This window comes from Cytobacillus firmus DS1 (genome assembly GCF_000565285.1).
GTDB lineage: Bacteria > Bacillota > Bacilli > Bacillales > Cytobacillaceae > Cytobacillus > Cytobacillus firmus_A.
The window spans coordinates 72,046-91,265 of the sequence record NZ_APVL01000005.1 but is presented as its reverse complement, the minus strand read 5'-3'; the positions used below and the strand labels follow the sequence as shown (position 1 = coordinate 91,265).

General features: G+C 42.0%; 22 protein-coding genes. 10 read left to right on the top strand and 12 right to left on the bottom strand.

What is annotated here, in order from left to right:
• Positions 1 to 425 precede the first annotated feature (425 nt).
• From PBF_RS08150 to PBF_RS08140, 3 genes are read left to right on the top strand one after another with little or no spacing between them, the layout of a single operon-like run.
• Positions 426 to 1,193, top strand: a complete 768-nt coding sequence (locus PBF_RS08150; protein ID WP_035329196.1) for a sensor histidine kinase — start codon at positions 426 to 428, stop codon at positions 1,191 to 1,193.
• On the top strand, positions 1,190 to 1,882 hold the full coding sequence (locus PBF_RS08145; RefSeq protein ID WP_035329195.1) for a response regulator transcription factor: 693 nt from the start codon (positions 1,190 to 1,192) through the stop codon (positions 1,880 to 1,882). Before PBF_RS08150 ends, PBF_RS08145 begins: the two co-directional genes overlap by 4 nt.
• Complete coding sequence (locus tag PBF_RS08140) at positions 1,882 to 3,141, top strand: hypothetical protein (protein ID WP_035329194.1); 1,260 nt, start codon at positions 1,882 to 1,884, stop codon at positions 3,139 to 3,141. Before PBF_RS08145 ends, PBF_RS08140 begins: the two co-directional genes overlap by 1 nt.
• Before the next feature lie 13 nt (positions 3,142 to 3,154).
• On the opposite strand, the gene PBF_RS08135 is transcribed toward PBF_RS08140, so the two are convergent.
• Positions 3,155 to 4,135, bottom strand: coding sequence for an HD-GYP domain-containing protein (locus PBF_RS08135; RefSeq protein WP_035329193.1), 981 nt, complete (start codon positions 4,133 to 4,135; stop codon positions 3,155 to 3,157).
• Between the two features lie 441 nt (positions 4,136 to 4,576).
• Between PBF_RS08135 and PBF_RS25775 the strand changes: the two genes are divergently transcribed.
• The 5 genes from PBF_RS25775 (at position 4,577) to PBF_RS08115 (ending at position 8,909) form a co-directional block, all read left to right on the top strand.
• Positions 4,577 to 4,720 carry an FbpB family small basic protein gene (locus PBF_RS25775; protein ID WP_152539669.1) on the top strand — a complete coding sequence of 48 codons (144 nt, stop codon included), beginning with the start codon at positions 4,577 to 4,579 and terminating at the stop codon, positions 4,718 to 4,720.
• 499 nt (positions 4,721 to 5,219) lie between these two features.
• Positions 5,220 to 5,609 carry a sporulation protein gene (locus tag PBF_RS08130; RefSeq protein ID WP_035329372.1) on the top strand — a complete coding sequence of 130 codons (390 nt, stop codon included), beginning with the start codon at positions 5,220 to 5,222 and terminating at the stop codon, positions 5,607 to 5,609.
• Between the two features lie 236 nt (positions 5,610 to 5,845).
• On the top strand, positions 5,846 to 6,124 hold the full coding sequence (locus PBF_RS08125) for a YkvA family protein (RefSeq protein ID WP_035329192.1): 279 nt from the start codon (positions 5,846 to 5,848) through the stop codon (positions 6,122 to 6,124).
• Between the two features lie 135 nt (positions 6,125 to 6,259).
• Entirely contained in the window at positions 6,260 to 7,234 is a 975-nt protein-coding gene (locus PBF_RS08120; RefSeq protein ID WP_035329191.1) for a BMP family lipoprotein, read from the top strand.
• A gap of 13 nt (positions 7,235 to 7,247) precedes the next feature.
• Complete coding sequence (locus tag PBF_RS08115; protein WP_035329190.1) at positions 7,248 to 8,909, top strand: methyl-accepting chemotaxis protein; 1,662 nt, start codon at positions 7,248 to 7,250, stop codon at positions 8,907 to 8,909.
• Between the two features lie 220 nt (positions 8,910 to 9,129).
• On the opposite strand, the gene hpf is transcribed toward PBF_RS08115, so the two are convergent.
• From hpf to PBF_RS08070, 8 genes are all read right to left on the bottom strand, one after another.
• Positions 9,130 to 9,687, bottom strand: a complete 558-nt coding sequence (gene hpf, locus PBF_RS08110; protein ID WP_035329189.1) for a ribosome hibernation-promoting factor, HPF/YfiA family — start codon at positions 9,685 to 9,687, stop codon at positions 9,130 to 9,132.
• Positions 9,688 to 9,971: 284 nt separating this feature from the next.
• Positions 9,972 to 10,316: a flagellar protein FliT gene (locus tag PBF_RS08105; RefSeq protein WP_035329188.1), complete on the bottom strand. Its 345-nt coding sequence runs from the start codon at positions 10,314 to 10,316 to the stop codon at positions 9,972 to 9,974.
• Positions 10,316 to 10,711, bottom strand: a complete 396-nt coding sequence (fliS, locus tag PBF_RS08100; RefSeq protein ID WP_035329187.1) for a flagellar export chaperone FliS — start codon at positions 10,709 to 10,711, stop codon at positions 10,316 to 10,318. Before fliS ends, PBF_RS08105 begins: the two co-directional genes overlap by 1 nt.
• A 21-nt stretch (positions 10,712 to 10,732) precedes the next feature.
• On the bottom strand, positions 10,733 to 12,904 hold the full coding sequence (gene fliD, locus PBF_RS08095) for a flagellar filament capping protein FliD (RefSeq protein WP_051488834.1): 2,172 nt from the start codon (positions 12,902 to 12,904) through the stop codon (positions 10,733 to 10,735).
• Between the two features lie 119 nt (positions 12,905 to 13,023).
• On the bottom strand, positions 13,024 to 13,383 hold the full coding sequence (gene flaG, locus PBF_RS24895) for a flagellar protein FlaG (protein WP_160169248.1): 360 nt from the start codon (positions 13,381 to 13,383) through the stop codon (positions 13,024 to 13,026).
• A 350-nt stretch (positions 13,384 to 13,733) separates the two neighbouring features.
• Positions 13,734 to 13,934 (bottom strand): YjfB family protein, encoded by a 201-nt coding sequence (locus PBF_RS08080; RefSeq protein WP_035329185.1) that lies wholly within the window; start codon positions 13,932 to 13,934, stop codon positions 13,734 to 13,736.
• A 26-nt stretch (positions 13,935 to 13,960) separates the two neighbouring features.
• On the bottom strand, positions 13,961 to 14,329 hold the full coding sequence (locus PBF_RS08075; RefSeq protein WP_035329184.1) for a hypothetical protein: 369 nt from the start codon (positions 14,327 to 14,329) through the stop codon (positions 13,961 to 13,963).
• Between the two features lie 198 nt (positions 14,330 to 14,527).
• A complete protein-coding gene (locus PBF_RS08070) occupies positions 14,528 to 14,767 on the bottom strand; it encodes a hypothetical protein (RefSeq protein WP_035329183.1) in 240 nt (79 codons plus the stop codon).
• A gap of 69 nt (positions 14,768 to 14,836) precedes the next feature.
• Between PBF_RS08070 and PBF_RS27000 the strand changes: the two genes are divergently transcribed.
• Together PBF_RS27000 and PBF_RS08065 are read left to right on the top strand one after the other, a co-directional pair.
• Complete coding sequence (locus tag PBF_RS27000; RefSeq protein ID WP_268745100.1) at positions 14,837 to 14,962, top strand: hypothetical protein; 126 nt, start codon at positions 14,837 to 14,839, stop codon at positions 14,960 to 14,962.
• Positions 14,963 to 14,987: 25 nt separating this feature from the next.
• Positions 14,988 to 16,718: a flagellin gene (locus tag PBF_RS08065; RefSeq protein WP_081757242.1), complete on the top strand. Its 1,731-nt coding sequence runs from the start codon at positions 14,988 to 14,990 to the stop codon at positions 16,716 to 16,718.
• Between the two features lie 48 nt (positions 16,719 to 16,766).
• On the opposite strand, the gene PBF_RS08060 is transcribed toward PBF_RS08065, so the two are convergent.
• From PBF_RS08060 to PBF_RS08050, 3 genes are all read right to left on the bottom strand, one after another.
• On the bottom strand, positions 16,767 to 18,518 hold the full coding sequence (locus tag PBF_RS08060; RefSeq protein WP_035329181.1) for a flagellinolysin: 1,752 nt from the start codon (positions 18,516 to 18,518) through the stop codon (positions 16,767 to 16,769).
• 151 nt (positions 18,519 to 18,669) lie between these two features.
• Complete coding sequence (locus PBF_RS08055; RefSeq protein WP_035329180.1) at positions 18,670 to 18,864, bottom strand: hypothetical protein; 195 nt, start codon at positions 18,862 to 18,864, stop codon at positions 18,670 to 18,672.
• Positions 18,865 to 18,902: 38 nt separating this feature from the next.
• Positions 18,903 to 19,175, bottom strand: a complete 273-nt coding sequence (locus PBF_RS08050; RefSeq protein ID WP_035329179.1) for a hypothetical protein — start codon at positions 19,173 to 19,175, stop codon at positions 18,903 to 18,905.
• Positions 19,176 to 19,220: the final 45 nt, after the last annotated feature.

Below are 19,220 nucleotides of genomic sequence, written 5' to 3'. Positions count from 1 at the left end.
TTAGAGTACCAGCCTAGTGCTGATCTCAATATATTGTATAACCCCCTTTGTGCGGAGCTTTGCGGCTTCGCTCTTTTTTTATAGTTTGAGTCGGGCTTCATTCTTTCGTTTTTCGCTGATTACCGCCTTTTTGCATACTTCGGGACGTCCCCATTGCTGATTTTGCTATTCTATCAAGCCTTTTCTGCTTAATAATTGCTTGAATTCTGGATTTTTCAGCCACTCGCTCTTCTGCAGTTCGTTTACTTGCAGAAATCAGCTTTCTATTTGCAAATTTGCTATTCTATTTGCAAATAACCTTCTTTTATTTGCAAAATCCCTAGATCTATTTGCATATGCCATTTCATTACGTTTCCCGAATTAACTTACTAACCAGTTATCTGACATGTTATACTATTAGAAATTCTTTTAAGGCAGTGAAGATCATGCTAATTACCTACGAGACCTTTTCATTGTTTGCGATTTTTTCGATATTCGTGCCGATGGCCGGTGCCATTATTTTAATGATGGTGCTTGCGTTTGAGAAGCAAATAGATACTCTTTCCTTTGAGAAACAGCAGGTCGTTCTTGAAAACACGCTGCAGGAAAGCAAATATATGCAGCTCAACCAGCAGATTCATCCCCATTTTTTATTCAATACGATCAATCTGATGCTCGGTCTTGCCCGATTAAATCGCATAGATACACTAATCAAGGCGATGGAGACCCTGTCCCTGTTTTTAAAATTCAAATACCAGATAAAAGAGCAGCTCATTCCATTAAAAAAAGAATGGGAGTACACAAAATATTATCTGAAAATCCAGGAGCTGCGGTTTCGTAACCGCCTGATCATTACGGAGGATATAGACAAGGAAGCTTTGAAGCACTATGTGCCTCCTTACCTTCTTCAGACGATTGTGGAAAACTCGTTCAAGCACGGACTGGAGAAAAAGCCGGGGCCGCTTTCCCTCTCCATTAAGGCTGTCAGCCATAAAGACAGCATCACCTTATATGTGGAGGATAACGGCCTTGGCATCGGTGATTATTCATTTGAGGACATGTTAGCAAAAGGGCAGGGGCTTTCCAATGTCCAAAAGCGGCTTGATCTTCTTTTTCAAACCTCTGATTTAGACATATTTAAAAATGAACAAGACGGGGCAACTGTGAAAATAACACTTCCCAAAGTCGAATTGCAGGAGGAGGAGCAGGCATGAATGTGTTGTGCATAGATGATGAACCCATAGTAATTGAACAGCTTGAATATATTTTAAAGCCGGCATTTCCTTTATGGAATTTCCACTTTGCCTATGACAGCAGCCAGGCTCTTGCCATCAGCAAGGAACATTACTTTCATCTGGCCTTCGTGGACATCGAGATGCCTGGAAAGTCCGGGCTTGAACTCGTCAAAGACCTAAAGGAGATCCAGCCCCATCTGCAGATTATCATTCTATCAGCCCACCAGGACTTTGACTTTGCCAAAAAGTCCATTCAGCTGGGGGTTTCCGAATACCTGACAAAACCTATAATTGAAGAAGAATTAAAAGAGACACTGAAAAAGTTCTCCACCCCTATTTTTCAAAAGGAATATTCTAAAATGGTAAATGAGGCTTTAAATCAAATACATGAGTTCTATGAACAGCGGATAGGCCTTCAGGATATTGCCGCCAGGGTCCATGCAAGCCCAGCCTACTTAAGCCGCAGGTTCAGCGAGGAGGTTGGCACTTCCCTTATTGACTACCTGACCGTTTACAGGCTTGTAAAAGCTAAATATCTTCTGTCCACGACCCATTACAGCATTTCAGAAATTGCTGAAAAAACGGGCTTTAACAGCCTGCATTACTTCTCAAGCCAATTTAAGAAAAAAGAAAACATCACACCAAAGCAATACAGGGAGCAGCACTGATGAATACAAACCTATCCAAATCAGTTCAATATGGCTTCGGGCTTCTGAGCATCGCCATTATCTCAAGATGGACTTCAGGCAATGCCGTTTTTACAGCACCAGAAGCTTTTTTGCGTTACGGCTTTATCGGGACTGTCAGCTTTTCAGCAGCCGGTGCCCTTGCCTTTCTGGCCCTTATTCCCATAATCACACGGATACGGTCTTCAGAGGAATCTTCATCCTTCCCCGGAATCATGGCAAGCCGATTGTCCGAACCTGCGTTAAAGTGGATGAAACGGGTTCTTCTGCTGGCTATTTTTTTCGGGATGACGGTCATGGGATTTGCGGCAGGAATCCTTGTCTTCCCTTTGGGCACACCGGTTCCTGTCGGGATGAGTTTGTTCTTTTTATTCGGTTTTCTGGCAGCGATCTTTTTCCGGTTAAAGTGGTTTACCCGGTTCAGCATGCTAAAAGTGGGCATTCTCTTTTTAATCATGATCATGATTCTTGTACACGCATATATGCTGGAAGGTATTGAAGTCGTATATAACGGCATCCGCCTGTACCATCCGTATCTGCTTTATGCGGAATGGGAAATACTCCCCTTGCTGCTGACGGCCTTTACCATTGCCATGCTCGGTCATCTGCTGCTGGATCTGAAGATGTGGAATATGCTTCTAAAAAGCAAAAGAGAAAAACTGCGGCTCGGCCTCAGCATGACTGGCCTTATCTGGAGCACCATCCCCTTTTCGTTTTCAATGATTGCTTTATCGGCTATTTACAAGGGCGGTTTTCAAAACTTTTATTCAGTCTTTGAAAAAATTTTCCTGAGATACGAGCATTTCACGATTACGATTCTGCTCATTTTTATTCTCATGGTGATCTTCTTTGAAACATTTCTATCACAGATTCATTCGCTATATGTTTTGTATGACCGGAATGACCTCAAGCTGAATAAGCATATGTGGGGTATTCTACTATTGTTTGTGGCGGCCATTCCATGCTTGACCTACCTATTCTTGATATCTTTGCTGGATTTATTCTTCATTTCAGGAGTCTTTTTTGCAGCCGCATTGCCGGTTATATTGCAGATTTTATGGAGCAGGAAGAAAAAGGGCCTGCTGATGCCAGCAGCAGTGCTGATTGGGACATTATCCGGATGGACGTTTTTATTTTTCGGCGAAGGACCGAACAGTATCCTTATTGGATGCGGGTCCTCTCTGATTGCATTGCTGATAGGCTGGTTTGCTGAAAATAGAGAAGCAGTACATCATGACTGAGTACTGCTTTCTTTTATCCCACCAATATCTCCTTAATCACAACCGACGGGCTCACAGCCAGATCGATTTCCCGCTGATCATCCAGCAGACGGATGACCGGTCTGTGAAAATGCTGCTTAATCTTTGTCACAATAGCCTTCTGCTCGTTATGAAGAATCACTTTCGTTCCCGGATAGTAGGAAGGAATGCTATTGACAAAAGCTTCAATAACCTTTCCTTTATATTCCGTTTCATATTTAGTCATAATCAATTCCAGAGCTTCATGCGGAAGCATCTTGTCGATTGAGATCAAATTTTCGTATAAACTAGCCACTGCACAAACCTGCGGAAGCTCAAGGATGTCATCCCCTGCCAGGCCTCTCGGATAGCCTTTTCCATTCAAAAGCTCATGGTGCTGGTATGCAATATGGGCGGACAGCAAGCTGATTTCCCGCTGGCTTTTAATGATTTCAAAGCCATTTTGCGGATGTTTTTCTTCCTCTTCAGATACTGCTTTTCCAATGTCATGAAGCAGGGAGCCGATGCCGAGGTCCCGAAGCTGTGACTGCGTATATTTCAGCTTTTTGGCCGTCTGGATGGCAAGCAGAGCCACATTGACGGAATGGGCATAACTTTTTAATTCAGGGGGAACAGATGATGACGGGACCAGGACGATGGTCTTTCGTTTGGTGACTTCGCCAATCATTTGAGCAACCGCTTTTTGGAGCTCTGCAACATTTAACATCTGCTTTTTAGCTGCCAGATCAAATGCCTTCTGCACGACAGTGATGGTATCCATCCAGGTAGGCATATCAATCATTTCATCCATTGAAATGCCTTCTGATTCAGCATCCTTTACAATCAGCGTAGTGATTCCCATACCCTCTATTCTTTCCAGAATGGCAGGGTGAATGGCACGCCCTTCTGCCAGTAAAACTCTCTTCATCCTGTCATATATAGGCCTGGCCAGTTGCATTGTTTCCGGATTGTATTGTGTAATATCGATCATCTGCATACATCATCTTCCTTTCTTTAGCAGCCTGTATTAATAATGTACCGATTTCCATCACCATCTGTCTATGGAAGATTAAACAGGTTAAGCCGAGTTTAGCACATCCTGCATTCCATATTCGACAGAACAAGCCAAATTCCTGACTTTTAACAACCTCGTAAAAATACAGGATTTCAGCCGCCTAATACTCCTTTTAGAGCTAAAAAAACGCATCACAGGCAGGAATTTCGACATTTGAGGACATTCCCATTGGCAAAAGGGGTCTTTAGGACTATTATAAAAGAAATAGAAAGTTGTTTAAATTTTCAGATTTAAATTGCTGAAGGAGTCAGCGGTTCCCCCCCTCCCTGATTCCTGATCCCTTTTGGGTGTTCATATATTAACATAGATGCAGCCGTTTCTGGTCCTCTGCCAAAAAAAATCTGCAAATGGAGGAATGAAAAAATGAAAAAGAAAATCAGATATTCACTGGATGAACTTATTAAACGCAATAAAGAAGAGCTGCTGCGCGATAAATTAAAGCTGGAGCAGATTGAAGAAAGACTTGATGAACGCCATGAAAGTCTTCTGAAGGCTCATCAGGCATAAAAATGATTGACAGCGAATTTAGAATCCAATATGATATAACTATAAATTAAATAGTTTCTCCTAAAGGGGAGTAGCTTTTACAGCAGAGTCGTCATTACGGAGCACACGCTCTCGGCTTTGTTGGCAATTACAACAATTGTTAGCAAGACCTTTACCAAATATGGTAGAGGTCTTTATTTATGGGCCTTTACCACCGCGGTAAAGGCCCTTTTTGTCCAGCTCCGGTGCCTACCCCCTCGAGGTCATAAGCCAATCCTCCCAGTAAGGCAAAGGACGCCTTCCCGGAAGGCTCGTCTTATGCTTGTCGGGGGTGAGCAAGGCACCTCCGCATTTCCTAGTATACAGGCCCGCACCACGCATGTTTTACTTCATAAAATGGAGGAATAGGTAGAAGGAAAATTGCTTGAAACTTTATCATTATTTGCACGTAAAGAAGGAAACAGCAAAACTTGGTGTGAGCGAAAAGCTCCCCCCTATAAAATTAGAGGAGAGATCTTTGTTGATTTTACGAAAATACATGTCAATGCTTGGAATAGGCTCTGCGAAAATTGATCTGCAGCTGCCAAAGCTTCAATATACGCCGGGAGAAAATGTGAGCGGAATCTTCCTGATTGAAGGAGGAACCATTGAACAGCAGATTAAGCGGATTGAGTGTGACCTGGTCATGGCGTCGCCTGAAAATGAAAAGGAGGAAGTGATCGGCACATCGACCATTCTATCCACCAAGGTCATTGAATCAGAAGAAACCAATAAAATGGACTTTAACTTCCAGCTGCCTGAAAACATTCCCTGCTCTGCACCTGACCGGATTTTTCAATTCAAAACAAGACTGATTTTTAACGAAGGCGTCAAAAGTGCCGACCTGGATAAAATCACGATAATCCGATAACCAATCCTAAGGAGGAAGAAACGAGTGTAACATATCCCCTCTTACTCAATATAAAATTACAAAAAGAGGAGATTCATACCTAATTGAACACTTTGCAAAAGTGGCTAATTCTATTTACTTTTTGAAGCATACTTGAAACAAGCTATCTATCAGCTGCCACACTTGAGGTGAAAAACCCGCCGCGTATTCAGGTGACAGCTCCCATTCAGCGAATGAACTAGAAAAAGGTGAGCGAAATGAAGTTTCTAAAACGCATCAAATTTATATTTAAATTTTGGAAGTTCCTGCCCTTTCTGAAGGATTATTTTCTCTCACGGGAGGTATCGGCCGGTAAAAAGCTCTTCCCTATTGCGGCCGGCCTCCTATATATCCTTCTGCCGCTCGACCTTGTGCCAGACTTCCTGTCGATCTTCGGCTTTACGGATGATATTGTGATTACATCGTTTGTCCTTCAGCAGATGGTGAAAATGGCTCCGGAGTCATTGAAAGAGAAATATAAGGTGCTGGAGGAATGATGCTTTTGAAGCCTGTGAATATGCAGGCTTTTTTATTTTGCCAACTTTTCATCGCGAGGTCTGACTTCAGACTTAAAATCTCATCTTTTTTGCCGATAATAGGTAAGGAAATATATGACAACATGGAGGTCTACCTTGAAAAAACTACTACCCTTCCTGCTGATGTTCAGCTTGCTTTTGGCAGCCTGCTCTGCTTCTGAACAAAGCACAAACCAGCATAAAGAATATAAAATTGGCATTCTCTTATCGGACACTGGACTTGGAGATGAGTCTTTTAACGACTCTGCCTTCCGGGGCCTGGAAAAAGCCCGTGATGAGCTGGGCATTCTGTTTGATTACAAAGAAGCGCCTGACGGGAATTTTGAAAAGCCGCTTGAAGAGCTGGTCAAAGATGATCATGACCTGATCATCGGACTCGGCTTTACAGCACAGGAAGCACTTGAAAAAACAGCGGAGAAATATCCTGATAAGCAATTTTTGCTGATTGATGCAGTATCCGAGCTTGATAATGTTGTTTCACTTACGTTTAAGGAGCATGAAGGCAGCTTCCTTGTCGGAATGCTCGCTGCCATGACAAGCAAAACAGGTAAATTGGGTTTTATCGGCGGCGTTGATGTTCCTGTCATCCACCACTTTAAAAATGGATTTATTCAAGGAGCCAAGCACTTCAATCCGAAAATTGAAGTATTAACAGAATACGCTGGAAATTTTGGAGATGCCGCACTCGGTGAAAAAATCGCTGAAAAACAAATTGCTGCAGGTGCAGATTTTATCTACCCCGCTGCCGGATTCACCGGCTTTGGCGCACTGAAGAAAGCCGAAGAAAAAGGCGTGCTTGCCGGCGGTGTCGATTCCGATCAGTATTTTGTTGCAGAAAAAGCTGTTGCCACGTCGATGGTCAAAAACATCGACATTGCTGTTTTTAACCTGGCGAAGGAATTGACGGAAAACGGGAAAATCGAAGCTTCCTCCTATGAATGGGGACTGGCCGAAAACGGTGTCGGCCTTTCTGAAATCCGTGTAATTTCCTTAACAGAGGAACAGAAAGCCGCATTGAAAAAAGCAACCGAAGACATAATCGGTGGAAAAATCACAGTAAAAGCTGAATAAAGGAGCTTCCAAGATGACATTACGAAAACGCCTCATTATTGTCACGCTGATCCCGCTCGCACTCTCGGTCAGCATGATTGGCTTTATCATATACCAGACATTAAACATTCAAAGCTCCGCTAAAGATGATGTGGAACTTCTACTGAAAGTGAAGGACCTGGAGCAAAGCCTGGTGGTGACAAGCCAGTCTCTTGCCAATTATACCTATAATTCCAGTGATGCCAACAAGGACGAGGCACTGACCATGATGACAGAAGTTCAGGAAAACCTGGCTTCCCTCTCTTCGGTTGCCACAGTTCCAGAACACAAAAAGATCATCGTCAGCATTGAAGGAAAGTATGCAGAGCTCTCGAAAGTTTCAACTGAAGCCTTCAACAAGGAAAACAAAGCGGAAATCAAGCGCCAGAGCATACGGATTTCCGGCATATTAAATGATATGCACCTTTTAAAGAAGCGCACAAATGAATGGTATGAAGGCATTCTTCAGCAAACCAGCCAGAAAATCGCCTTTATCACAAATTCCTCCCTTATAGGAAGTGTACTGCTTATCCTTTTATCGGCTGTATTCTCATGGATGGCTGCCCGAAGAATTACAAAGCCAATCAATGCAATTGTGGAAAAAGCAGAGAAAATTTCAGAGGGCGATTTAACAGCAGACTTATCACAGTTTACTTTCAAAGAAAGCAGCCGCTATGAAGTGGATAAACTAACGGAAGCTTTTTCGAAAATGGTTGTGAACCTGAAAGGAACCGTACAATCCATTGAAGAAGTCAGCCAAAATGTAAAAGGATTTGCCGAGGATGTGGCTTCCTATATGCACAGCTTAAATGAAAGCAGCAGCCAGGTGGCCGTTTCAACAGATGAATTGGCGAGAGGCAGCCAGGCCATTTCTGAAGATGTTCAGGCAACCGCCGAGTTAATGAGCGTAATGGGTGAACAATTTTCAGCGGTCCATCAGTCGAGTGCCGAGAGTGCTGTGCAAAGCACCCAGGCATTAGATTCTGTTCATCAAGGACGGGTGTCCTTAGAAAAACAAATGAAGCTTGCGGACGAGATCTCAAGTTCATCTAACCATATTAGAAATTCAGTCAGTGAATTTGCCCAGTTCACCAAGGAAATTGAAGGGGCAGCTAACACGGTAAAAGATATTGCGGATCAAACCAATCTGCTGGCATTGAACGCAGCGATTGAAGCAGCCCGTGCCGGTGAAGCCGGTAAAGGATTTGCGGTTGTGGCAGAAGAAGTCCGGAAGCTTGCTGATTCCTCTTCCAAAGCAACCGATCTGATTGCCTCAATGGTCAGCAACATCCAAAATGGCATCAGCAATATTTACAATGCCACCGAGCAGGGACATGCCCTGTCAAAAGAGCAATCCCAGTCAATGAGCGACACAGAACAGGTCTTTGAATCTATTTCTAAGCATGTTTCCGGCATTCACAGCCATTTGGAAAAATTAGTTGAAGATATGAAGAGCTCCAGTGATATGAGCCAGCAGGTCATTAGCGCTGTAGAGAACATTTCGGCAGTAACTGAAGAAACCGCTGCCGGGACGGAGGAAATCTCCGCTTCTACAGAGGAGCAACTTCGTGCGTTTGAGCAGGTTATGGTTAAGGTGGAGCAGCTGAAGGAAATGACTGGTGTGATGGAGAGGGAATTGGAGAAGTTTACGGTATAGATGGGTGTTTTTGGCAGTATCGTTTTAGGTGAAGATGTGGACGATGCAAATAGGTCGTGGAAACCTGCAAATAGAAAAGCGTTTTTCGCAAATAGAGCTTGATACCTGCAAATAGAACGGCCAATTTGCAAATAGCAGGCCCATTCCTGCAAATAGCGCTCAATAATGAACCCGCACCAAACGAAAACCCCGCCTCAGCAGCGGGGTTTTCACCGTTTTATTATTGCGCTTCAATCAGACCATAGCGGCCGTCTTTACGCTTGTACACGACATTCGTTAAATTAGACTCTGCATTTGTGAACACGTAGAAGCTGTGGCCCAGCATGTTCATCTGCAGGATTGCCTCTTCACTGTCCATCGGCTTCAGATCGAAGCTCTTTTGGCGGACAACTTCAAGATCGTTATCCTCTTCATCCAGTTCAGGTGCCTCTGCATCATTTTCCAGCGCTGCAAACACAGCAGTCAGATTGCCCTTCTCGCGGAACTTGCGGTTCACTTTTGTTTTATGCTTGCGGATTTGACGCTCCAATTTATCGATAATCAGATCAACCGCTGCATACATATCGTCATGATCTTCCTCTGCACGAAGAACAAGGTTCGGCATCGGAATCGTTACTTCCACTTTAGAACGGTTATTGTTATACGTTTTTAAATTTACATGTACATTTGCATCAGGAGTTTCAGTAAAATACCTTTCTAACTTCGCAATTTTCTTCTCTACGTACTCTCTAATTGCTGGAGTTACCTCAATGTTTTCACCACGAATGTTGTAATTCATACGTGAACTCCTCCTTCTCATTATACAATGACAGCCTTTTCATTAGCCTTTACTGTAAAAATCACCAGTAATGTCTGAAAAGGAAATGCATAGTCTTAAAAGTATATTAAGACTATGTATTTATATTTCTATTTTACCCTTAAAAACTCCTGCTGAAACTGAGAAAAAATTTACGATTTTTTGTCGAAATTTTAGATTATCTTAAATCAGCCATCAAAGTGTTTACAATCTTTACTGTGTCTATAAAAAAGGCCGGGAGCGATGAAACTCTCCCGGTTTTATCATTAATTTTTCTTATCCAAAAACATCCCGTCCTGCGGTGACAGGTTATATGGATTTTCGTATCTTGAATGCTTTTGCTTTTTCACTTTTAAAGCAACAATGTCTCTCTTTATTTCGCCCATAATGTCTGAAAGAAGGACATTTATTTTTTTATCATAGATTAGAATCTCCTCGGCCAATCGTTTTTCATCCTCAGTAAAAGGAGGCCGAAACAACTGGAGTGTCTGCTGTCGCTCTTCCAGCAAAGCATTGATTCTCTTGATTAAATCATCCCGGTTTTCTTGCTTTGACTTCAGCAGGCTATATAACTCGGAAGTTTGCTGATGCAGATTTTGGACAATGCCCATTAAGCCTGACCGCTTTGTACGCCTTTACGGCTTTGCTGAATCATTTCTTTCCAAGTGTCCCTGAATTCCACAAGAAAACCTTCCACTTCATCAAGCAGTTTTGCATCATTTTTCACATTGGCTTCGACCAGCTGGCGGAACATAAAATCGTACATTCTCATTAGATTATTAGATATTTCAACGTCCGTATTAAGAGTGACCATGAGCTCCTGGATAATGCTTTGTGTTTTCTGGATATTGGTATTCTTCAGCTCGATGTTCTGCTCTTCAATTCCCTGCTTCGCGAGTTTAATAAATTTCAAGGCTCCGTTATAGAGCATTAGCGTCAATTCGGCAGGAGAAGCTTGTGTCACTGTATTTTCTTTATACTTTTTATATGGATTAGGTATAGCCAATGGTTTTTCACTCCCGCTTTACTATTGTTGTCCCATGCCAAGCTGCTGCATCAGGTATGATGATTGCTGATTCATCTTTTGCACTGCCTGTTCCATAGCCGTGAATTGTTTGTAGTATTGATCTTCATATTGTTTTAATCTGCTTTCGAAACTTGTCATTCGATCGTTTAAATCGTCTAGGTTCTTTCCGATCGTATACTGGCTCTTGGTTTCACTTCCGGCCGTCTCTTCAATATTTTGAATAGCCGTTGTCAGTGATTCCCTGAGTCTCCTGGCTATCCCTTTCTGAGAAGACGTTTCCCCGTCTGCTGCAAATATCTGATAAACTGCTTCAGGGTCTTCATTGATAGCCGCTTTTAATTTTTCCTCATCAATCTCCAGTTTTCCCTTGTTGACATTATATAAATTCGTTGTGGTAATTCCGATCGTTGTCAATTGCTTAAACTGATCGGCCCCTTCAAAGTCAACAGCTCCATAGAAGTCGACACGCATTTTATCAAGCACATTCATTAATGTCTGATCCCGGCGAAGCAGTCCGCTTTTGGCTTTTTCCTCCCAGAGCTCGACTTCCTTTTCGCTCATCGCTTCTTTTTGCTCGCTGGTCAGCGGAGTGAAGTCACGGTAACGGTCCTCGCCAATTTTCTTATTAATTTTTTCAATTGTTTCATTGTATTTATCGATAAAACCTTTGATGTTTTCAAACACTTTTTCCGTATCAGTGCTTGTGCCGATGGTTACAGGAGCATCATCAAACTTTTCTTTTAGGGTAAAAGTGACTCCGTTAAGAGTAAAATCATTCGTATGACGGCCAGTATCCAAACCATTGATGGTAAACTTGGCATCTTCACCGCCTGCTTCATTTCGTCCATGAAGCTGCAGAATGTTCTTTAAGAAAGGATCATTCATATAGTTCATTTCGGTATTACGGGTGGCCAAGGCCCCATCTGCATCATAAACGTTTGCATTGTAATCACCGGTTTCTGTGCGGGTCACGGTGACTTTATCCGCATATTCATCATAAAAAGCGGTCACACCAAGGTCGGATTTAGAGATTTTCGTTAGGATTGATTCGAATGAATCGCCAGCATTAAACTTAAACTTCTCTTCCACCGGTCCTTTTGAGGTATGGGATGTCATTTTGGATTCGAAATAGGAGTAGCCGTACTCCGCTTCAATTTTTGTGCCTTCATCCGGGTTGTCCGTAAAGATAATTTTTCCAGTCTCTCCATCCAAAGTAATCTTGTCATCCGTACTTGAAAAAGTTCCATCTAAATTATCAACTAATTCTGCAGTTGTATACGTCGTTTTCCCTGATTCTATCGCTTTTCCGCTGGAATCCTTTTTAATGGAGCCATCTGCGTTTCGTTCATAAGTCGTAACGGTGATTTTAACATTGTCTGTTCCGTCAATCCCAGGGTGCTTCAGCTGGAACTCATTGCTGGAGCCAGCAGTAAAGCTTTCCTTCTGCACATATTTATAGGAAAGCTCGAAGCTGCTGCCTGCTGCAATCTCTTTTCCGAATGTCAGCTGTCCGGTGTCTTTGTTGACATATACCTGGCCTTCAGCCAGATTGGCAAGGTCTGCAGGATCGGTAGTAACTGCAAAGGTATCACCTGCTGTTCCATCTGCCTTCGTAACCTGAATTGTCGCATCTGCAACACTTAGAATGGTTCCGCCAGACAAATCTTCAAGCTTTGCCGTTTTGCCGGAGCTTGAAATTGTGACTTTTTCTGTGAACCCATCAATATCTGTACTCTTCCAATTAAAATTGCCTATATCACCCGAAAACTTACCCTGCAAAGAGTAAATGCTGGCCTTTGTGTCGATCTTCCCGCCGCTTCCGGAAATTGTATTTTCACTTGCATTCGTGGCCACAGTCGCCAGGCGATCAACCTTGTTAAAAGTATAAGATGTATTTCCTGCAGTCGAATCTGCAGTTGCTGTAATTCTATTATCATTTGAAGAAGTCGCATTCTTCGCCAAAAAGGTTGTACTTAAGCGCATTTTTAAGGTTTCTTCACGCAGTGAGAAAAGCAGGGTATTCATTTCCCTGTAGCTGTCCCGCTTCCACTCCAAAGTCTGCTTTTTCTGTGCCATTTTATCATATGGCACACGCTTTGCCCGTATCATGTCCTGGACGATGCTGTCAATGTCCATTCCTGTGGCCAAGCCGCTTATTCGTAATCCAGCCATTTTAGATCCTCCCTTTCATTCATGGAGATTATCTTTTTTATCATATATCCTTTTTATCGGCAGGAAACTTCAGGTTTCAAGGTTTTCGCAAAAGAAAAAGAAGAGTTCACCCTTCTCTCTTAAGCCTTTTTATCCATTAAAATACCTGTAAATTCCGTAATTCTTGCCATCAGGTCCAAAAATTCCTTTGGAGGGATTTCCTTTACAACTTCCTTTGTTTTCTGGTCGACAACCTCGACATAATATCTGTCTGTTTCTTCATGAAGATTGAATTTTAATGAAGTTAAGTTTACTTCAAGGAGCTTGTTCATGCTGTCGACCTGTGTTTCTACTTTGTCTTTTGCTGGAAGAACAGATGCTTGGTCTTTGTCCTGCTCTCTTTTTTGAACTCTTTCATTCCCTGGCATACTTTCTGCTGACTTGGTTAGCTGTGTACTGACTGAAGGCTGGGCAGGGACTTTTTGTGTGATTTCCATCATTATACCCTCCATAAATAACCCTTTTTTTTTATATCGTCAGTACAGTCTGTTTCTTTTAGAGCCTGCTCTTCTTAAGTTTTCGACAAATTCTTTTATAAAAAGTGCTTGTCACTAAAAAATGTTTTTCTTTGGAATTTAGCCCGTTGATTTCCGCGGGCACTTGCTTTCCGCGGGGAGGAACGGGAGCCTCCTCGGCTTCGCCTGTGGGGTCTCCCGCTCCCTCTCCTCCCGCAGGAGTCAAGTGCCCTCCGCTTCAATCAACTCAGCATATTGGACTAAGTATGTATAAAAAAAACACCTTAATAAAAAAACGCCTAAAAAAAGCAACCATTACCGGCTGCTCTTGTAAGTTACCCTTTGAAATCGATATTCCCGCCTAAATGCGGCTGGGCTGTGTGCTGAAGGGCCGCAACGTCTGCTGAGGCCATCATTTTGGTTAATCCATCAGCTCCCTGCTGTGCCTGATCCATCGCTTGCTTCATGACTGAAAGAGAAGCCTGCTGCTGAACCTGGCCCTGGCTGAGTGCCATGGAAAGAAGGGCAATGTCCATTCTAACACGTCCTTTTCATTAATGGATTATGAAACTAAGTATGGCTGGAACGCTTTCTCTAGTTCTGCTGTTAACTTTCTGAATTGCGGAATGAGCGTAAATTGAAGAACTTCCTGTACTTTCGAGTAATTCTTTTCCTCAAAGGCACTGACCACCAGCTCTGCTGCCCTGCTGACGTCTGCTTGCTTAGCTGAAACAATGTCATTGCCCAGTTCACGAATGGCTGGCTCAATCGTTCTTCCAATTGTTGAGTACGCAAGCAGCACATCTTCAAATAGTAGAATGGATTGCTCGTGCTTTCCTTCTCCAATAAGCTTTTGGATATGCTGTAAACCCTCAAGAACCGTCTCAGCAAGTTCCTGAGATTTTTTCATTACTTCGATGTATTTTTCCATTATGCCGGCCTGCCTTTGTTAAGATTTTCGAGAATTCTTAACCTTACTATCGGTAGATTTGTGAGGAAGTTTAGTTATAACTTAGAAGAGCCCTACTTATCTTTTCAAATGAGGAATTTCTTGGGGATATATGATTGTGGATGCTCTAGTAACAGTGATATTTGATCAATTCATTATAATTTTGACATTCTCAAACCCTCAATGAAAATCCATATCCAGCTTTTGCTTTAAAGAAATCACATCTTCCTTTAATTCGATCAATCGAACATTCAATGCTTCCCCTTCAGAATAGGAAATCTCCCCCTCCAGCGCATACTCCGCTATCCGCTTCATCTCCTGAAGCTTCGCCTCAATCTCATCCAAAACACGCGCACGCTTCATGCTCCATAATAACTGCTCCTCGAGGAATCTTAGCCTTTCCTGTTTATCCTTGTCCATGTTGATTCCTCCTTGTGCTATGACTCCAGTGATAAAATTATTCTTTAAACATATCGTATGGAGCAGTAAATGGGAACAGGTGCAGAAAAACTTTATACTTTAGTGCTTTACAGATTGGGGGGGCAGGCACCAGCATTTTACCTCATATTTGTAAATATTCCAATCAATTTTGCCGATAAATACACTAAGGAATAATTAATAAAATTGAAAGTGTGTTTTTATGATTATAAACAACAATATAACTGCGCTCCATTCATTAAGAATATTAAATGAGAAGCAACGGATGAAATCTTCCGTCTCTGAAAAATTATCCAGTGGCCTTCGAATTAATAAAGCTGCTGATGATTCTGCCGGCTTAGCTATATCGGAGAAAATGCGAGCTCAGATAAGAGGGCTTCAGCAGGCACAGAGAAATATACAAGATAGTATTTCTCTCATCCAAACAGCCGAAGGGGGACTTGCATCTATTGAAAATCCACCGTTGCAGCGATTAAGGGAGCTGGCAGTTCAAGCTGCAAATGATACACTGACAGACACTGATCGTAATGAATTACAAAAAGAGGCAGAACAGATTAAAAGTAATATTAACGAGATTGCGAATCAAACACACTTTAACGGGATTTCATTACTAAAGGGGAAAAGCATCATCCTGCATACAGAAGTCATTAAAGAAGCTGGAGTTCAGTGGGAGATTTTTCAATCAGGGAGTACTGAAATCATAAACGGCATACAATCTTTCAAAGGACAGTACATTGCAGTTGGAGAAAATGGCAACATATTATCCTCTAGTGACGGTGAAAACTGGAGCATATCAAATATTGGCGGTAATGAAAACCTTTATGATGTCATTACCAATGGGAACCAATTAGTTGCATTTGGAGATACTGGATCTTTATATACATCTAATGATGGCATCAGCTGGAACAGTCAAACATTCACAACTGATGGTGTTTGGAACCAACCTCAATTACAGCTTCTTGATGGAATGTGGGATGGGAATCAATATATAATATCTACCGGTCGAGGGTACATGATGTCTTCTAATGATGGCGTTAATTGGTTGTACAGCACCACTGGCTCAAGTCAGAACTATGGGGTCGACTTTAATGGAAATACATATGTAACAGTGGGGAACTCAGGAGCCATCTATACTTCAAATGATGGCACCACATGGACAAGTCAAACCTCAGGCACAACAGATGGCCTTAGAAGTATCACCTGGCACAACAATCAATTTATTGCAGTCGGAGAGAGCGGTACAGTGGTCACTTCTGCTGATGGAACAAACTGGGCTCAACAATCGTTAGATGCTGATGTTCTTCAAAGCATCGTATCTGCAGGAGAAAAAGTAATTTCTGTTGGTTATAACACTGTTGGGGGGAAGAGCATCTTTACTTCATCCGATGGCCAAAATTGGGAAACAGTTGAAGAAATTGAAGGGAAGAGAATTTTAGATATCACATATAACTCCATCAATGATGAGGTTCTTGCTGTAACCTATGACGGTGAGGTGCTTCGATCAAAATCATTAACTCAAACCAGTACACAGGAAAACTATCAATCTTTAAATTTCCAAATAGGCAGCAATGCTCAGCAATCCTTAAATATAGAGCTAAGTGATGTCAGAACATCCTCCTTAGGAATTGATCATGTAGATCTCAGCAGCCGGAATAGTGCTGAGAATGCTATTACCTTACTTGATAAGGCATTAGAAACAGTCTCAGCTGAACGGTCAAAATTTGGTGCCTACCAAAATAGGCTAGAACATGCTTTAAACCACTCATCCAACTATGAAGAAAATTTAATCGCTTCAGAATCCCGAATCAGAGATAAAGACATAGCCAGACAAGTGATGGAATCAACCAAGCTTGACATCCTGCTGCAATCATCTCAGGCAATGTTAGCCCAAGCTAATAAACAGCCTGAAAATATTCTGCAATTATTAGGCTAGGTTTACTAAGGTAGGCCCCTGCTTGTATTACATGGGCCTACCTTTTGATTATCCTAATAATTGCAATACAGCCTGAGGCCTCTGATTAGCTTGAGCCAGCATGGCTTGTGAGGCTTGGGCGAGAATATTTTGCTTTGTGAATTGAATAATTTCCTTCGCCATATCCACATCTCTTATCCGTGATTCACTCTGAGTGAGGTTTTCCATGTAGTTCTCATTCATTCTAAGAGCATGTTCCAGACGATTCTGAAGGGCACCGAGTTTTGTCCGCTGACCGGAAACCGTTTCAATGGCTTTATTAAATAGCTCGATTCCCTGTTCTGCATCTTTTGCCACATCTATCTCTTTTATCTTTAAAGCCTCGCTGTCCACATTTATCAGATCAATGCTCATGGATTGTCCCTGATTCGAACCCAGCTGTACTTTCAGACCTTCAGCTGAACTTCCTATTATTCTTTCAAGCTCGATATTGGCGGGCCAAATTTCATTAAAACCTTTTAATGGGTCACTTGTTAGGTTATCAATATCAGGTATGACATTCTCCTTATTTTTCACCATTCCACCATCTGCATCAAATCCACCAATGGCACCAACATCTTCATTATTTAGATCCAATGAGCTTATAAAGTTTTGACCATTAGCTGAATTAAAGTCAGCAGCAAACCCGGCTAATCCAGCTGCATAACTTCCATTCGATATATTTTTTAATGCATCATCCAATGTCCTTGTTGCGGGGTCAGCCTTTAAATAATCGAGGACATCTTTAATCCCTGTACCTCCAGCATTTTTAATGACATCATGAAGATATTTCACTGCTGTGTAACCCATTGAATAATGATTGCTGATGACACCGCCATCTGTTTCAGAGTCGCTATACCAGCCTGTTCCGGATGCTCCCATAAGACTGGTGATATCGCTGGCGCTTTCAGTTGTTAAAGAGGATTTTAACCTTTCATCACCACCAGCCAGGAACTCTGCTGTTCCTTCCTTAAACCATTTTGGAATGGCAGGATTATCTGCTGAAGTATGACCCCAGTTTAGCGTGGCAGCCATAACCGCATGTACCATTTCATGTGCGACAATACGGTCATTATAGATGAAAGAACCGCCGCCATTCGGCCAGGAGGCAGGCAGAAAGTCTGCCATATCGATTGTCATGCTAATATTTGTTCCTGTTCCGCCTGTGGCTGACGGCACAAGAGAACTAACATAGGCAAGCGTCCCGCCCTCACTATCGTATTCCAGTTTAATCTCAAAATCTTCACCATTGGCTTTTAAACCGTAATGTTCCTCTATTAAACTCTCACTCTGTTCAAGAGCAGATCGCAAAAGCGTCTTGATTACATTTTCTTCGTCTGATAACGAATCATTTTCAGCAGCATTTTTTCGGTTTAATAGCTTAATTCCATTAAACTCCGTTGAATCCGCGATCCGGTCCACTTCACTTTGAATCTGCTTAATCTCTTCTTGAATCTTCAGCTTATCTTCTTCAGTATATGTACCATTGGCAGCCTGTACAGCCAGCTCCCTTCCTCTCTGCAAAAGAGAATGGGTCTCGGTTAACCCGCCTTCAGCTGTCTGAACAAGCGAAATGCTATCCTGAATATTCCGCGAAGCTTGACTCAACCCGCGAATCTGCGCGCGCATCTTCTCAGAAATCGCCAACCCCGCCGCATCATCAGCCGCCGAATTAATACGCAAACCAGAAGAAAGCTTCCCCATCGACTTGGAAGCCAGACTATTACTTTGATTATTTAATCTCCATGCGAACATGGAATCCAGGTTATGATTAATGCGCATGGTGGTCTCCTTGAAAAATATAAATATACATATGGTCAGAATATAAAAATATGTTAATAACTCTGGTACTTTAGTGCTTTACAGATTGTGGGGTCAGGCACCATTATTTTCCATGATGTATTTTAGGTTAGTCGTTGCTGAATTGAGTGTCTCACTGGTTAGCTTTTTCTTTCAAAGGTTCAACAGAGTTTTCAATCGTTGAGTATGCTAATAGAACATCTTCATAAAGGTAGATCGTTTGTTCAAACTTCCCTTCACTAAGTAGTTTTTGGATGTGGTGTAAGCCTTCGAGGATGGTTTCTGAAATCTCTAAACATTGTTTCATGACTTCGATGTATTTTTCCATTCGGCACCTCTTCTAAATATAAACTTTATTTCTCTTAATTATCTAACCTCAATAATTATTACATCTTCGCCTTCATCGATGACTTCTTTAATTACGCATTCAGACTTGTGTAATGCCGGAAAAACTGCAACCTTGTTATTACTAGAATAAATTGCTATTTGTCTTAACCCTGCGTAATTTTCTATTATTATTTTATCTACAACATTCGGCTGAAATAATACTCCTTCTAAATTAACAAATTTTCCATCAACTTGAATTACATTGGGCTCTGTGACTAGTAAATTCCTTAAATCAACTCTAGTGTTTTTCATATCTATCTCCTTATAGAAAAAGAGACCCCAGCATTGCTAGAGCCT

Excerpts from the sequence above, each read along its gene's own strand:
- PBF_RS08140 (WP_035329194.1), top strand. The coding sequence starts at position 1,882 with ATGAATACAAACCTATCCAAATCAGTTCAATATGGCTTCGGGCTTCTG.
- PBF_RS27000 (WP_268745100.1), top strand. The coding sequence starts at position 14,837 with ATGGGAACAGGTGCAGAAAAACTTTATACTTTAGTGCTTTACAGATTG.
- PBF_RS08060 (WP_035329181.1), bottom strand. The coding sequence starts at position 18,518 with ATGCGCATTAATCATAACCTGGATTCCATGTTCGCATGGAGATTAAAT.
- PBF_RS08080 (WP_035329185.1), bottom strand. The coding sequence starts at position 13,934 with ATGGACATTGCCCTTCTTTCCATGGCACTCAGCCAGGGCCAGGTTCAG.
- PBF_RS08050 (WP_035329179.1), bottom strand. The coding sequence starts at position 19,175 with ATGAAAAACACTAGAGTTGATTTAAGGAATTTACTAGTCACAGAGCCC.
- PBF_RS25775 (WP_152539669.1), top strand. The coding sequence starts at position 4,577 with ATGAAAAAGAAAATCAGATATTCACTGGATGAACTTATTAAACGCAAT.
- PBF_RS08105 (WP_035329188.1), bottom strand. The coding sequence starts at position 10,316 with ATGGGCATTGTCCAAAATCTGCATCAGCAAACTTCCGAGTTATATAGC.
- PBF_RS08065 (WP_081757242.1), top strand. The coding sequence starts at position 14,988 with ATGATTATAAACAACAATATAACTGCGCTCCATTCATTAAGAATATTA.
- PBF_RS08070 (WP_035329183.1), bottom strand. The coding sequence starts at position 14,767 with ATGGACAAGGATAAACAGGAAAGGCTAAGATTCCTCGAGGAGCAGTTA.
- hpf (WP_035329189.1), bottom strand. The coding sequence starts at position 9,687 with ATGAATTACAACATTCGTGGTGAAAACATTGAGGTAACTCCAGCAATT.
- PBF_RS08125 (WP_035329192.1), top strand. The coding sequence starts at position 5,846 with ATGAAGTTTCTAAAACGCATCAAATTTATATTTAAATTTTGGAAGTTC.
- fliD (WP_051488834.1), bottom strand. The coding sequence starts at position 12,904 with ATGGCTGGATTACGAATAAGCGGCTTGGCCACAGGAATGGACATTGAC.
- PBF_RS08135 (WP_035329193.1), bottom strand. The coding sequence starts at position 4,135 with ATGCAGATGATCGATATTACACAATACAATCCGGAAACAATGCAACTG.
- flaG (WP_160169248.1), bottom strand. The coding sequence starts at position 13,383 with ATGATGGAAATCACACAAAAAGTCCCTGCCCAGCCTTCAGTCAGTACA.
- PBF_RS08075 (WP_035329184.1), bottom strand. The coding sequence starts at position 14,329 with ATGGAAAAATACATCGAAGTAATGAAAAAATCTCAGGAACTTGCTGAG.
- PBF_RS08055 (WP_035329180.1), bottom strand. The coding sequence starts at position 18,864 with ATGGAAAAATACATCGAAGTCATGAAACAATGTTTAGAGATTTCAGAA.
- PBF_RS08145 (WP_035329195.1), top strand. The coding sequence starts at position 1,190 with ATGAATGTGTTGTGCATAGATGATGAACCCATAGTAATTGAACAGCTT.
- PBF_RS08150 (WP_035329196.1), top strand. The coding sequence starts at position 426 with ATGCTAATTACCTACGAGACCTTTTCATTGTTTGCGATTTTTTCGATA.
- PBF_RS08115 (WP_035329190.1), top strand. The coding sequence starts at position 7,248 with ATGACATTACGAAAACGCCTCATTATTGTCACGCTGATCCCGCTCGCA.